Source organism: Massilia sp. Masssp94, assembly GCF_059491305.1.
The window spans coordinates 6,844,409-6,859,102 of record NZ_CP168501.1 but is presented as its reverse complement, the minus strand read 5'-3'; the positions used below and the strand labels follow the sequence as shown (position 1 = coordinate 6,859,102).

Annotated in this window: 10 protein-coding genes; 6 read left to right on the top strand and 4 right to left on the bottom strand. The window is 68.1% G+C overall.

The genetic code is table 11. The annotated features are described in order from the left end of the window. Window positions 1-81 precede the first annotated feature (81 nt). The gene (locus ACEN9G_RS30065) at window positions 82-1,920 is read left to right on the top strand and encodes a rhamnogalacturonan lyase (RefSeq protein ID WP_413343231.1); all 1,839 of its coding nucleotides are present in this window, start codon (window positions 82-84) and stop codon (window positions 1,918-1,920) included. A 102-nt stretch (window positions 1,921-2,022) separates the two neighbouring features. Here ACEN9G_RS30065 and recJ read toward each other — a convergent pair whose 3' ends face one another. Genes recJ through ACEN9G_RS30045 form a run of 4 tightly spaced genes read right to left on the bottom strand, consistent with a single transcriptional unit; the run spans window position 2,023 to window position 6,877 of the window. Next, complete coding sequence (gene recJ / locus ACEN9G_RS30060) at window positions 2,023-3,672, bottom strand: single-stranded-DNA-specific exonuclease RecJ (RefSeq protein WP_440968095.1); 1,650 nt, start codon at window positions 3,670-3,672, stop codon at window positions 2,023-2,025. Window positions 3,673-3,716: 44 nt separating this feature from the next. Then, window positions 3,717-4,781 (bottom strand): hypothetical protein, encoded by a 1,065-nt coding sequence (locus ACEN9G_RS30055; RefSeq protein ID WP_483127448.1) that lies wholly within the window; start codon window positions 4,779-4,781, stop codon window positions 3,717-3,719. A 24-nt stretch (window positions 4,782-4,805) separates the two neighbouring features. After that, window positions 4,806-5,639 (bottom strand): ferritin Dps family protein, encoded by an 834-nt coding sequence (locus tag ACEN9G_RS30050; RefSeq protein WP_413388404.1) that lies wholly within the window; start codon window positions 5,637-5,639, stop codon window positions 4,806-4,808. Between the two features lie 17 nt (window positions 5,640-5,656). Next, the gene (locus tag ACEN9G_RS30045) at window positions 5,657-6,877 is read right to left on the bottom strand and encodes a hypothetical protein (RefSeq protein WP_413344802.1); all 1,221 of its coding nucleotides are present in this window, start codon (window positions 6,875-6,877) and stop codon (window positions 5,657-5,659) included. 161 nt (window positions 6,878-7,038) lie between these two features. On the opposite strand from ACEN9G_RS30045, the gene ACEN9G_RS30040 reads away from it, so the two are divergent. From ACEN9G_RS30040 to ACEN9G_RS30020, 5 genes are all read left to right on the top strand, one after another. After that, on the top strand, window positions 7,039-8,304 hold the full coding sequence (locus ACEN9G_RS30040; protein ID WP_413344801.1) for a lipoprotein-releasing ABC transporter permease subunit: 1,266 nt from the start codon (window positions 7,039-7,041) through the stop codon (window positions 8,302-8,304). Window position 8,305: 1 nt separating this feature from the next. Next, on the top strand, window positions 8,306-8,998 hold the full coding sequence (gene lolD / locus ACEN9G_RS30035; RefSeq protein ID WP_413389109.1) for a lipoprotein-releasing ABC transporter ATP-binding protein LolD: 693 nt from the start codon (window positions 8,306-8,308) through the stop codon (window positions 8,996-8,998). A gap of 7 nt (window positions 8,999-9,005) precedes the next feature. Beyond that, window positions 9,006-9,806 carry a TatD family hydrolase gene (locus ACEN9G_RS30030; RefSeq protein WP_483127447.1) on the top strand — a complete coding sequence of 267 codons (801 nt, stop codon included), beginning with the start codon at window positions 9,006-9,008 and terminating at the stop codon, window positions 9,804-9,806. A gap of 158 nt (window positions 9,807-9,964) precedes the next feature. Then, the gene (locus ACEN9G_RS30025; protein ID WP_483127446.1) at window positions 9,965-12,877 is read left to right on the top strand and encodes a type VI secretion system Vgr family protein; all 2,913 of its coding nucleotides are present in this window, start codon (window positions 9,965-9,967) and stop codon (window positions 12,875-12,877) included. Window positions 12,878-12,919: 42 nt separating this feature from the next. After that, complete coding sequence (locus tag ACEN9G_RS30020) at window positions 12,920-14,587, top strand: esterase/lipase family protein (RefSeq protein WP_413341257.1); 1,668 nt, start codon at window positions 12,920-12,922, stop codon at window positions 14,585-14,587. Window positions 14,588-14,694 lie beyond the last annotated feature (107 nt).

Below are 14,694 nucleotides of genomic sequence, written 5' to 3'. Positions count from 1 at the left end.
GCTTGCCTGGACCGAATTGACACTCCCCGGGCCAATCCAGATACTCGAACGCCCAACAACAACGACGAGCAGGCTGGCGACATGATACCGATCCGAACCGTTGCACCGCTAGGGCTGCTGGCGCTCGCCCTCGCGCAATCCGCGTTTGCCGCGCAGGGCAAGCAGGTTGAAAAACTCGACCGCGGCGTCGTCGCCGTCGCCACCGGCGGCGGCGTCTTCGTCAGCTGGCGCGTGCTGGGCGTCGACGACCCCGGCACCCGCTTCAACCTCTACCGCGACGGCGTCCGCCTGAACGGCGCGCCACTTACGGCGAGCAATTTTACGGACACCAACGGCACGCCGGTGGCCCGCTACACCGTGCGGGCGATCGTCGACGGGCACGAAAAGAAGGACGAAGCGGCCGGCGCCACGTGGAGCCAGCCCGTCCTGCGCATTCCCGTGCAGCGGCCGACGGGCGGCGTCACGCCGAAGGGTGAGGCCTACACCTACGACATCAACGACGGCACGCCGGCCGACCTGGACGGCGACGGCCAGTACGAGCTGATCGTCAAATGGCAGCCGACCAATGCCAAGGACAATTCGCAGTCGGGCTATACCGGCAACACGTATGTCGACGCCTATAAACTCGACGGCACGCGGCTGTGGCGCATCGACCTGGGCCGCAATATCCGCGCGGGCGCCCATTACACGACGGTGGTCGCGTACGACTTCGACGGCAATGGCAAGGCCGAGGTGATGCTGAAGACGGCCGACGGCACCGTGGACGGGCAGGGCAAGGTGATCGGCGACGCCAATGCCGACTACCGCAATGCCAACGGCTACATCCTGTCCGGCCCGGAGTATTTGACGGTATTCGATGGCCGCACGGGCAAGGCGCTGGCGACCACGGATTATCTGCCGGCGCGCGGCTCGGTGGCGGCGTGGGGCGACAACTACGGCAACCGCGTCGACCGTTTCCTGGGCGGCGTCGCCTACCTGGACGGCCGTCGGCCCAGCGCCATCTTCTCGCGCGGCTATTACACGCGCGCCGTGGTCGCGGCGTGGGATTACCGCGACGGCGTGCTGTCCAGCCGCTGGGTGTTCGATACGGACAAGGAAGGCAGCGCCGTGCGCGGCCAGGGCTCGCACTGGTTCGCCGTGGCGGACGTCGACGGCGACGGCCGCGACGACATCGTCTACGGCGCGGCCGCGATCGGCAGCGATGGACACATGCTGTACAGCACCGGCCTGTGCCACGGCGACGCGCTGCACGTCGGCAAGCTGGACCCGACCCGCGCCGGCCTGCAGGCGTACATGGTGCACGAAACCCCGTCCTGCTACGGCGCCACCGGCTCCGAGATGCACGACGCGGCGACGGGCCGGATCCTGTGGGGCGTCAGCGGCAGCGGCGCCGACGTCGGCCGCGGCGTGTGCGCGGACATCGATCCGAACTACCTGGGCGAGGAATGCTGGGCGTCGCGCGGCGGGCTGATGGCGGCGAACGGGCACCAGATTTCCACGGCGCGTCCGGGGAACATGAATTTCGCCAGCTGGTGGGATGGCGACCTGGGCCGCGAACTGCTCGACGGCACCGTGATCAACAAATGGCAGCCGGCGACGGGGAGCGTCGTGCGCCTGCTCGACGGTGCACCGTACGGGGCGGCGTCGAACAATGGGACCAAGGCGACGCCGGTGCTGTCGGCCGACATCCTCGGCGACTGGCGCGAGGAAGTCGTGTGGCGCACGGCCGACAACTCGGCCCTGCTCGTGTTCACGACGACGGCGCCGACGACGGCGCGCATTCCGACCTTGATGCACGATCCGCAGTACCGGGCGCAGGTGGCGGGGCAGAATGCGGGGTATAACCAGCCGCCGCATCCCAGCTTTTACCTGGGCGAGGGGATGGGCGCGGTGACGCAGGCGCCGATTTTTACCCGCTAGGTCCGTAACGTAACACCGTCATTCCCGCGCAGGCGGGAATCCATGCTGAGGTTCCGAAGTCGGTTGCTCAGTATGGGTCCCCGCTTTCGCGGGGACGACGGGTTATACAGGTTCCGCGTGCTCGACGAGCAGTTGAACCTTGGTCACGCCGTTGTACTCATTGGCATCGAGCCGGAACGCCACCCGCGCCTTGTCGCCCAGCGCATCCGTATGCCCGAACCAGATGGCATCGTAGCGCCGCCCATTCCGCTCCAGCAGCAGCTTGAGATGCTTGTCCTTCAGGATGCGCTGGCTGACGACACGGAATTCGTCGCAGAACACGGGCGGCGCGAACCCCTGGCCCCACACCTGGCTGTCCAGCAGTTCGATGAATTGCGTGCTGTAGAAATCGTCTTCCAGCGGGCCGTCCGTCTCGACGACGCGCTCCAGCTGCGCCTCCGTCAGCCACGCGCGGCCGACGGCTTCGAACGCCTGCGCGAACGTGTCGAAATGGTCGCCGCGGATCGACAGGCCGGCTGCCATCGCGTGCCCGCCGAACTTGTCGATCAGCCCCGGCACCTTCTTCGACACGAGGTCGAGCGCGTCGCGCAGGTGGAAGCCCGGGATCGAGCGGCCGGAACCCTTGATCCAGCCGTCGCCCGCGGGCGCGAACGTGATCGTCGGCCGGTAGAATTTCTCTTTCAGGCGCGAGGCGACGATGCCGATCACGCCCTGGTGCCAGCCGTCGTCGAACACGGCGATGGTGCTGGCGTCCGCCGGCTCGAAATCGTCCAGGTGCAGCAGGGCCGTACCCTGCATGTCGGCCTCGATCTCGCGCCGTTTCAAGTTGATGTCGTTGAGTTCCTGCGCGATGGCCCAGGCGCGGCCCTCGTCGTCCGTGATCAGGCATTCGATCCCGAGCGCCATGTCTTCCAGGCGGCCGGCGGCGTTCAGGCGCGGGCCGAGGGCGAAGCCGAGGTCGAACGGCGACGCGCAGCGCGCCTCGCGCCCCGCCACGCGGAACAGCGCCGCGACACCCGCGTGCATCCGGCCCGCGCGCATGCGCTTCAACCCCTGGGCGACGAGGATGCGGTTGTTCGTGTCGAGTTTCACCACGTCGGCGACGGTGCCCAGCGCGACGAGGTCGAGCAGGTTGTCGAGCTTGGGCTGCGTCTGCGCGTCGAACACGCCCCGCTTGCGCAATTCCGCCCGAAGGGCCAGCAGCACGTAGAACACGACGCCCACGCCGGCCAGGTGCTTGCTGGGGAAGCCGCATTCCGGCTGGTTCGGGTTCACGATCACGCGCGCGTCCGGCAGCGCGTCGCCCGGCAGGTGGTGGTCGGTGACGACGACGTCGATGCCGCGCGCCTTTGCCGCCGCCACGCCGTCGATGCTGGCGATGCCGTTGTCGACCGTGATGATGATGTCCGGCGCTTTCTCGCGCGCCGTCAGTTCGACGATTTCCGGCGTCAGGCCGTAGCCGTATTCGAAGCGGTTCGGCACGATGTAGTCGACGCGCGCGCCCATCGCGGTGAGGCCGCGGATCGCCGTGGCGCAGGCGGTGGCGCCGTCGCAGTCGTAATCGGCGACGATGGTCATCTTCTTGCCGGCCGCGATGGCGTCGGCGAGGTAGACGGCCGCCGCGTCGATCTGGCGCAGCGCGCCGGGCGGTACCAATGCTTGAAGTCCAGTCTCCAGCTCGCGCGGGTCGGTCAGGCCGCGGGCCGCGTACACGCGCGCGAGGACGGGGTGGATCCCGCCCTGGCGCAGCATTTCGGATAGTCTTACGGGGCAGGGGCGGATGGTGATGCGGGTTTTCAAAGCAGTCGTTCCAGGGTCGGGCGGCGCCAGAATTTACGTTGCGCCAGCGGGGTCGTCGTCGTTTCGAGGTGGCCGTCGCGGTGGCTCAGCACGAGGCGCACCTCCTTGATGCGGCCGGTTTTCAATGCGGCCAGCAAGGGCGCGAACAGCCCGGTCTCCAGGCGCTGCATCTGCTGCAGCCAGCCATGCCAGTCGGCCGCGATGCCGGGTGCCGCCACGTTGCCGCAGGCGAGCAGCCAGTCGTCGCCGCCGTCCAGCAGCGCGTCGACGTCCGCCAGGCTGCCCAGGCGGCGGTCGGCCAGCGCCGTCAGCCAGCCGGGCGTGTCGAACGCCGCCACGCGCGGGCGCACGAGCGGCTTGCCGGAGACCTTCGCCACCAGTTGCTGGGCGTGTTCGGTCGCCATGCTCGCATTCCCCCACGGCCAGAAGGAATTGATCGGTAACTGGCCGCGCGCCTCGCGCGCCGCGTTGGCCGGGTCCGTGAACCACGTCACCTGCACGTCGTTCTGCAGCTTGCGGAACGCGCGCACCTGCGGGCCGGACGGCATCCAGTCGGTCAGGTTCATGTTGACGGCCGCGTCCGGGCTCGCCGTCGCGATTTCCGTCCAGTCGTCCGCGCGCATGAACCACGTGTCGGGCGCGCCCCACGCGAGCGCGTAGCCGGCGTCCTCGAAGCAGGGCCGGGCGCTGTCGAACAGGGCGCGCGCTTCGTCCTCGCGCAGGTCGAGCTGGCGCATGTCGTCCATCTGCAAATGCGTGCGCGCGATCTGGATATGGGTCGGGTTCACGACGAACCACATGCCGTCCTCCGGATCGAGGCCGATTGCGCGCATCGCGCTGGTCGCGACCCCCGGCACGAGCCCGTGCGCGACGCCCAGCGCCCGCGCGATCCAGAGCTCATGCGGCAGGACGCGCGCGTCGGTGTCGAGCGGGCGGTAGCGCGCGTCTGATATTTTCGACAACAGCGCGGCCAGCGCCGGCGCCTGCAGGGCGCGGGTCAGGTCGGGCGCGAATTCGGGAACGGGGAGGGCGAACGGCAGGACGAGCGAAATGTGGGCCATCCCTCTATTTTAGGCGAAATGGGCTCAGATGTCCGCCCCCGGTCCCGGCGTCGTCACGTCCGGCGAGGTCGTCGGCGCGGTGGTCGAATCGGGCGGCATGCCGGCCGACCCGCCCGGCGGCAGCATCCCGGGAACGGGCGTCAGCCCGATCGCCTCGTGATACCACCCCTGGACGAGGACGAGGTGCCGGTGCTCGTCCTCCAGCGCCAGCGTGAAGCCGGCCACGAGGTCGTCCTGGCCGGCCTCGCCCGCGAGCGCGATCAGCGTCTCCCAGCCGGCGCGATCGGCCAGTTCGGCCGTCAGCAGCGCGTGCAGCGACTGGGCGAGGCTCGTGCGCGGATCGTTCAGCACCTGCACGAAACCCAGCGACTCGACGCCGGTCACGTCCGCGCTGGGCGTCTGCGCCGTCGGATCGCCGCCCAGCGATTCGATCGCGTCCTTCAGCAGCAGGAAGTGGCGGGCTTCGTCGCGGCGGATGGCGGCGACGTGGTCGCGCGTCATGCCGGCGGGGCCGCCCTGCATCACGTCGCATTTCGCCAGCAGCGCGTCGTACAGACGGGTGCCCGTGCGTTCGAACGCGAGGCGTTCGCCCAGCTTGTCGAGCAGGATCTGCGGCCGGTCGCCCTTGAGCATGTGCATGCCCATGTTGACGGCGCCCGCGACCGAGCCCGGCATGGGGATGGAGCCGATGTCGCCGGCGTCCATGATGAGCGCCTCGCGCGCGTCCAGCAGGGCGCGCTCGTCGCCCGGCGCGCCGCGGATCGGCGCGTTGTCGCTGCCCTGCATGGCCGCCGTGTCGATGGGCGACATCTGCACGCCCGTCCGGTTCATGCCGAGGTGTTCGGTCTGCTGTGCCATGGTGTCTCCGTTGCGGTTCAGGGCTGGACGACGCCGCCCTGGTTGGCGGGCAGGGTCGTCGTGATGGCCGTCGTGGTGGCGGCGCCATGGCTCACGAGTTCCGTGCCCGGCGTCCAGACGTAGCCGGCCGCCACCGCCGCGCTGGGCGAGCCGTCGCCGTTCATCTGCCGGCGGTAATCGATGCTGGCCTGGTCTTCGTGCGCCTTCGGCACGAATTGCGTGCCCAGCGCGCGCAGGTCGACTTCGCTGGCCAGCACCTGCCGCACGTAGTCGCGCTGGCTGCGGAACGGGATCGGGCCTGAAAAATCGCCGACGATCTCGGCCGGATCGCGCCGCTCGTAGCGCCGGAAGGCGTCGGCGGCCATGTGGAAGTGGCCCAGCTCGTAGTCGAGGCAGCGCTCCCAGATGGCCTTGACGTGGTGGTTCGTCTCCGTCTCGACGCAGCTGTAATAGGTGTAGCACTCGTTCGCCTCGTGCAGCATCCACTGCTCGACCCACGTCTCCGTCGGGTCCAGCAGCGATTCGTATTGCGTGACGTGCTGTTCTTCCACGGAGGCGATCTCCGCATACAGCTGGCGCGCGACCGGGTCGGCGAACGTCGGGCCCACGTTCATATAATAGTTGTGGGTCTGCGCCTCGGCCGCCGTGATCGTCAGCGCATGCAGCTTGCTGAGCATCGCGGCCATGCTGCGGTCGTACGGGATGCGCAGGTCGTCGCGCGGGGCGCGGTGGTGCTCGGGCGTGGGGCGGCCGGGGAGGATGTCCGTATAGCTCTGCAGGATATTGTTCGCATCCTTGCCCTCCACGCGGTCGAGCAGCGCCGCGTAGCGGTACAGGTGGTCGAAGTCTTCCAGCAGCCCGAAACGATACACGCCGGACAGGTAGTCGTCCGGCTCGGCCCGGGCCACGCTCGCCGTCAGCTCGATGGCCAGCTGTTCGTAGGCGATGGTCGTCTCGAGCGGAGAATGATCGGGCGCCAGCAGCCAGTTCACCATCGTGGCCTGGTGCTGCTCGACCCGCCTGACGTCGGCCAGCGGCTGGCGCAGCGCCATGTTGCAGCGCGCGGCCATGTGCGAGAAGCGCAGGGCCTCGAGCTCGATGCCGTTCATGAGGATGATGCGCATGCGGGTAAAGGCATCGTCGTCCAGCTTGCTGATCGGCCTGCGCACCATGTCGCGCCACGTGGTGTGCTGCCGGTCGAGCGGCGTGCCCTTCGAATCGAAGACGGAAAATGCCATGGTGGGCCTCCTGTCTGGGTTCGATAGTCTTGCCGCGTCCGGAGTTCCGGACTTTTTATGGTGTGTGCAAGATAGAAAAAGTACTTCCAATTGTGACAACGCCCCACATGGATGAGCGTTGTGTGGCAAACTGCGGGACCCAAGCATTTACCCTGGAGCCCATGAGCCTCATCCACAAACTGCCGTACGAATGGCTGGTCGGCTTGCGCTACACGCGCGCCGGCAAGCGCAGCAGCCGCAACAGCTTCATTTCCTTCATCTCGCTGATCTCCGTGTCCGGCATCGCCCTCGGCGTGGCCGCCCTGATCGTCGTGCTGTCGGTGATGAACGGGTTCCAGAAGGAGGTCACGGACCGCATGCTGTCCGTGCTCGCGCACATCGAAGTGTTCGACGCGAGCGGCACCATGGCGAACTGGCGCCAGGCCGAGCAGGAAGCCTTCCGCAACCCGGCCGTACGCGGCGCCGCGCCGTTCGTCGAGACGCAGGGCCTGCTGGTGCGCGAGGACACGATGAAGCCGGCCGTCATCCGCGGCATCCTGCCGGCGGAAGAGCACAAGGTGTCGGACGTGGCGAAGCAGATCCGCCAGGGCAGCATCGAGAGCCTCAAGTCCGGCGAGTACAACATCGTCATCGGCTACGCGCTCGCGCGCTCGCTCGGCGTGGGCATCGGCGACAAGGTCAACATGCTGCTGGCGCAGGGCCAGACGACGCCGGCCGGCATGGTCCCGCGCTCGCGCGTGTTCACGGTGAGCGGCATCTTCGAGGCCGGCCACTACGAATTCGATTCGGCGCTCGCGTTCATCAACATCGAGGACGCGCAGCGCATGGTGCGGATCGACGCGCCGAACGGCCTGCGCCTGCGCATCGCCGACATGCACCAGGCCCCGTTCGTCGCGCAGGAACTCAAGCGCAGCATGTCGGGCGAGCTGATCATGCGCGACTGGTCGCAGCTGAACGCCAACTGGTTCGCCGCCGTGCAGACGGAAAAGCGCATGATGTTCATCATCCTCACGCTGATCATCGCCGTCGCCGCGTTCAACCTGGTCTCGACCCTCGTCATGACGGTGACCGACAAGCAGCCCGACATCGCCATCCTGCGCACCCTCGGCGCGTCGCCGCGCTCGATCACGAAGATCTTCATGATCCAGGGCGCCCTCGTCGGCATCATGGGCACCGCGGCGGGCGTGGGCCTGGGCGTGCTGGTGGCGCTCAATATCGACGTCATCGTCCCGTTCATCGAGCACCTGCTCGGTGTGCAGTTCCTGTCCAAGGATATTTACCTGATCAGCGAAATCCCGTCCGACCTGCGCTGGCCGGACGTCTCCAAGATCGGCGGCGTCTCCGTGCTGCTGGCCTTCGTCGCGACCATCTACCCCAGCTGGTCCGCGTCGCGCGTGAAACCGGCGGAGGCACTCCGCTATGAATGACATGAATGTGAATACCGCTGTACTTGCCTGCCGCAACGTCGCCAAGACCTTCCGCCAGGGAGACTACTCGGTCCAGGTGCTGGACAACATCGATTTCTCGATCGCCCGCGGCGAGCGCGTGGCCATCGTCGGCGCGTCCGGTTCCGGCAAATCGACGCTGCTGCACATCCTGGGCGGGCTGGACACGCCCAGCACGGGCAGCGTCACGCTGCAGGGCGAGGACTTCGCGACCTTGTCGGAGACGCGCCGCGGCGAGCTGCGCAACCGCTCGCTCGGCTTCGTCTACCAGTTCCACCACCTGCTGCCGGAGTTCACGGCGCTGGACAACGTCGCGATGCCGCTGCTGATCCGGCGCATGAAGCGCGCGGACGCCGTCGCGCGCGCCGAGGCGATCCTGGCGCGCGTGGGCCTGACGCAGCGCGCCATCCACCGGCCGGGCGAACTGTCCGGCGGCGAGCGCCAGCGCGTGGCGCTGGCCCGCGCCCTCGTCACGGAACCGGCGTGCGTGCTGGCGGACGAACCGACCGGCAACCTCGACCACTCGACGGCGCAGGGCATCTTCGACCTGATGCTCGAACTGTCGAAGACCCTCGGCACCGCCTTCGTCATCGTCACGCACGACCCGGAACTGGCGCGCCGCTGCGACCGCGTGCTGCGCATGACGGAGCACGGCCTGCAGCCGGCCGGGGCTTGACCCTTCCATGTGGATCGACACCCACTGCCACCTCGACGCCCACGAATTCGGCACGGCGTCGGGAGCCATCGCTCAGCGTGCGCAGGAACTCGGGGTCGGCATGATCGTGATACCGGCCGTCGCGCGCGATAACTTCGGCGTCGTGCGCGCTCTGGCAGGCAGCCTGCCCAACGCCAGCTATGCGCTGGGCATCCATCCGATCTACGTGCCGCAGGCGACGCACGACGACCTCGCCGAACTGCGGCGCCAGGTCGAGGCGTCGCTGGCGGACCCGAACTTCGTGGCCATCGGCGAGATCGGCCTGGACTTCTTCATTCCGATGCTGTGCGAGCCCGCGATGCGCGCGAAGCAGGAACGCTTCCTGCGCGAGCAGCTGCGCATCGCGCGCGACTTCGACCTTCCCGTGCTCACGCACGTGCGCCGCTCGCAGGACCAGGTGCTGAAGCACGTGCGCCAGATCCGTCCCGCGGGCGGCATCGCGCACGCCTTCAACGGCAGCTTCCAGCAGGCGAAGGCCTTCATCGACGCCGGCTTCCACCTCGGCTTCGGCGGCGCCATGACCTTTACGCGCGCGCTGCAGATCCGCAGGCTCGCCGTGGACCTGCCGCTGGAGTCCATCGTGCTGGAGACGGACGCGCCGGACATCGCGCCGGCGTGGCTCCACCCGGGCCGCAACAGCCCGGAGCAATTGCCCGCGATCGGTGCGGCGCTCGCCGACATGCGCGGGCTCGATCCGGACGCCGTGCGCGCGGCGACGCATGCGAGCGCGCTGGCGACGATGCCGCGCCTGGCCGCGCTGCTGGGCTGATGCCGGGCTGATGCCGGGCCGGCCACGCGCCGCGCATGAAGCACATGGGTCCTACCCGGCCCTCATGACGGCGCGACCGCGCCGGGAGTGTCCGGTTCCATCGAGTCGTGCCGGCGCGCGGTGCGCACCCGCGCGGCGCGTAGCGTGGGACCATCCGCATGCGCCGAAGTTCGCTCCTGTACACCCTGACGCACGTTAATCTCGCGCCGGTTGAAGCATGGAAGAATCCATTCTCGTGCCGCAGCCGCGGCGTGTTCACGGGAGAGACAGTGGAAAGCGCGAGCGAGTTCCTGCGGGTTCTGCAGCACGAGAAGGTCCTGAGCACCGCGCACCGGCCGTTGCGCCTGCGCCTGGCCCAAGGCGGCCAGCTCGCGGAGGACGTGCTGCTGCCCCAGCGGGTCGTGGGCCACGAGGCGATCTGCGGCGGCATCGACTACCGCGTCGCCTGCCTCGCCAGCAGCCCGCACATCGCGCTGAAGGACCTGATCGCGCTGCCGGCCGAACTGCAGTTCGTCACCGACCGCGGCATGCTCCGCAGCGTGTGCGGCATCGTCACCGAGGCGCGCGCGGGCGACGCCGACGGCGGCCTGGCCGGCTACGAGCTCGTCTTGCGCGACGTGTTCGCCGTGATGGAAAAGCGCACCAACAGCCGTGTGTTCCGCTACCAGAACGAGTTGGAGATCGTGCAGGTGTTGTGCGACGAATGGCGCCAGTCGAACACGGTGCTGGCCAACGCCTTCGAACTCGAACTCGATCCGCTGTTCGACATGCGCCAGTTCCCGCCGCGCGAACAGACCATGCAGTACAACGAGTCGGACGCCGCGTTCGTGCGCCGCCTGCTCAAGCGGCGCGGCATCGCGTGGGTGTTCCGGCCGGGACGCAGCCGCGGCAGCCCCGTCGACCCCGCGCACGACCGCACGCCCGCGCACACGCTGGTGCTGTTCAACGACCCGAACGGCCTGCCGCAGAACGCGGCCGGCACGGTGCGTTACCACCGCGACAGCATGGCGGACGGCCGCGACACCGTCAGTTCCTGGCGCGCCGCGCGCCGCCTGCAGCCGGGCGTCGCCACGCGCCACAGCTGGGACTACAAGAATCCCGGCGCCGCGCAGTTCATGACGGCCTCCGCGCGCAGCAACGTGGACCAGGGCCCGAGCGGCAACACGCTCGCCGCGTCGCTGGACGACTACCTGATCGAGATGCCGCACGCGGGCAACGACGTCGAGGACCACTGGCGCCTGGGCCAGGTGCGCACGAGCCGCCACGAATTCGAATCGAAGTGCTTCCAGGGCGAGGGCAGCGTGCGCGACTTCTGCGCCGGCCAGTATTTTGCGCTCGAAGGCCATCCCGAGATCGACACGCACCCCGCCGCGGAGCGCGATTTTGTGATCACGGAACTGCACGTCGTGGCCGACAACAACCTGCCGCGCGAACTGGAACGCCACGCCAGACAGGTGTCGGCGGACGCCGCCCTGAGCGCGCTGCCGGCGCCGCGCGCTGGCGACGGGCAGGCGCGCGTGCGCGTCAGCTTTTCCGCCGTCCGGCGCGGCATTCCGATCGTGCCCGCTTACGATCCGCGCACCGACCTGCCGCAGCCGCCGCTGCAGAGCGCCATCGTCGTCGGGCCGGCCGGCGAGGACGTCCATTGCGACGCGCTGGGCCGGGTAAAAATCCGCTTCCCGGGCATGCGCGTCGCCGACCATCGCCATGCGCACGGCGCCGGCGCGTCCGATTCGCCGGCCGATTCGGCCTGGGTACGCGTCGCGTCCAACTGGGCCGGCAACGGCAACGGCAGCCAGCAGCAGGCTGGCGCGCTGTCGCTGCCGCGCGTCGGTTCCGAAGTGCTGGTGGCCTTCCTCGGCGGCGACCCGGACCGCCCGATCATCCTCGCCCAGCTGTACAACCAGCGCACGGCGCCGCCCGCGTTCAGCCAGGCGGGCGCGCTGCCGGGCAACCGCTACGTATCCGGCACGCGCACGCACGAGATCCAGGGGGCGCGCGGCAACCAGCTGCGCTTCGACGACACGCGCGGCGAGATCAGCGCGCAGCTGGCCAGCGACCACGGCACGTCGGAACTGAACCTCGGCTGGCTGACGCGTCCGCGCGCCGACGGCACCGGCACGCCGCGCGGGGAGGGCGCCGAGCTGCGCAGCGACCTGTCGGTGGCCGTGCGCGGCGCCCAGGGCGTCCTGATCAGCGCGGAGGCGAGCCCGCAGGCGGAAGGTGGCCAGCTCGACCGCGCCGGACTGGCGGGCCTGGCCGACGTCATGCAGGGCATCCTCGACGAAGTGGGCAAGCTGGCGGCCGTCCATACGGACGACGAGCCGACGGGCCGGCGCCTTGCCGCCCTCGTCGACAAGCTGAAACGGTGGCACGCCGGCAGCAACGTCGCGGAAGGCGCGGCGGGGGGCGGGGAACCTATCCTGGCCGCGACGGCGCCGAACGGCATCATCGTCGCCAGCAACGACAACCTGGCACTGGGCGCGGGCGGCAAGGTGGACGTCGTCAGCGCGGGCGACGCCGAGCTCGCGGCCGGCGCCAACATCTTCGTGCGCGCCGCCCGCCGCCTGAGCCTGTTCGCCCACGAACTGGGCGTGCGCCTCGTCGCGGGCCGCGGCGACATCATCGTGCACACGCACGTGGGCAATATCCAGATCAAGTCGGCGGGCCGCATCAGCCTGATCGCCGCCGAACGCATCGAGCTGGAAGCGCCGGCCGTGAAGATCATCGCGCCGGGCGCGCAGACCGACTGGGCCGACGGCACGGTCACCCAGCAGACGAGCGGCCGCCAGGTCTTCAAGGCGAGCGAATTCGACGAGGTCGGCCCCGGCGGCGCGACACCGGAGGGCGTGCGCATGCCGACGTCGCATCTGCACACGGACGAATACGTGGTGCTGCGGCACCAGCAGACCGGCAAGCCGGTCCCGAACCAACGCTACGAGGCGACGTTCGAAGACGGCCGCACCGTCACCGGACGCACCGACGAACAGGGCCGCACCTCGTTGCTGATCGGCGAAATGATCGGCGACGTCGCCATGGCCTTCCTCCCCGACGACGACCCGGCCCGTTGACGCCGAATTTCCCGCAAACTCAACCCAGACCACGGAGCGCGCATGGCAGACCCGACCCGCCCCTTGCCCAACCTCGTCCCGCAGCCCGACGGCAGCTGGACGGGCCGAACCGTCCTGACCCCCACCTCGTTCACGACACGCGGGCTGTTCACCTTGCCGCCGTCGAAGGTCGTTCCGGTCATCGTCGTACCGGGGATCATGGGGAGCAACCTGCGGGCCGCGACCAGTCCGGCGATGCGGGCGAACGAGGTGCTGGATCCGGGGGAGCCGGCGTGGCGGGCACCGAATGGGACGTTCGAGGGGTTGAATACGTCGCGTAAATGGAAGAAATACGATGCCGGGACACGGCAACTACTGTTGGATGGCCGAACGCTCGAGACCGATAATCGCGGCGACATCCATTTGCCTCTTGAGGCACGCAATTACGGGATGACGGAGGCCGAGGTGCGCCAACGGTCGTGGGGCGAAGTGCACTGGGATTCCTACGGAAACCTGCTTTACGGCTTGCATGTGGGTCTCAACCATACGTTCGAAATGGATCAGCTCGACAACGTGCGCGTGATATGCCGCCACTGGAAGGACGTCATGGAGTGCGACCCTGCCAAGTGGGGCGTGCGCGGTATCGACAAGGTCAGCGAGGAAGAGCTGGAAAAGCACGCTGGCTATTACTACCCGGTTTACGCGTGTGGCTATAACTGGCTCGAATCGTGCGCAGACTCGGCCAGGCGGCTGCGTCAACGCATCGAGCGCATCATTGCGTTCTGGACGGAGCGCAAGCGCGAATGCCGACAAGTCATCCTGGTGACCCATTCGATGGGCGGCCTGGTCGCGCGCGCTTGCGCCAAGGAGATACCCGATCTGATCCTGGGGGTGATTCATGGCGCGATGCCGGCACTCGGCGCACCTGTTTGCTATCGCCGGATCGCTTGCGGAACGGAGAAGTGGAGTCCAAGCAATGGGAAGGTGGACAACGTCAAAGCTGAGCACATCGCTGAAATCCTCGGTGAAATGCCGAAAGACACAATGGCGGTCATGGCCACCGCGCCAGGTGCTTTGCAATTACTGCCCAACCATTTGTATCCGCAACCGTGGCTGCATGTCTCGCTGGTCAGCCGGATCAATAACAAGGATGTACCGCGGGATGTTGTGCATTTACCGGTCGGTAATCCCTATGACATGTATCGCGACTTCGACGCATGGTACCGCCTGGCAGACCCGGATCTCGCAGACCCTGCCGGCAAGTACAAAGGCAGTCCCGGAATCAGGGAAATCATGTGGAAGGCAATCGGCAGTGCCGAAGAGTTTCATCGTCAGACGCTGGGCACCTACTATCATCCGAACACGTATGCCTTCTACGGTGCCGATCCCGGACATATGTCCTTCGGGGCCGTTCGCTGGGTCGCGCGCGACCCCGGCACCGGCGCCGTTTTCACGGAATCAAACCTGCGGGGCGCGGTCGGTAACGGCTACGGCCCGTCCGGAGGGCGCCGCGTGCAAGTCGAGGGGCGCACCAATCTGCACTTCGTACCGGCACGCCAGGACGTGGCTGGTGACGGTACCGTGCCGCACCAGTCCGGTGCGGGTCCACGCGGTAAAGTTGGCCAGCTATTCGATGTCCGTGGTTTCGATCATCAGGGCGCGTTCAATGCCGACGCGATCCTGTTGCTGACACATCACCTTATCGTCAAGCTGGTACAAAAGCTGCCATGAAGCGCACATTGAAACGCGGATTGCGGAAGGCAGTCGTCTTGCCCCTGGTGTCGAGCGGTGTCGACGCGTACGCGGCAGGGCAACAGGCTTGCTTGCCATTGGACAAA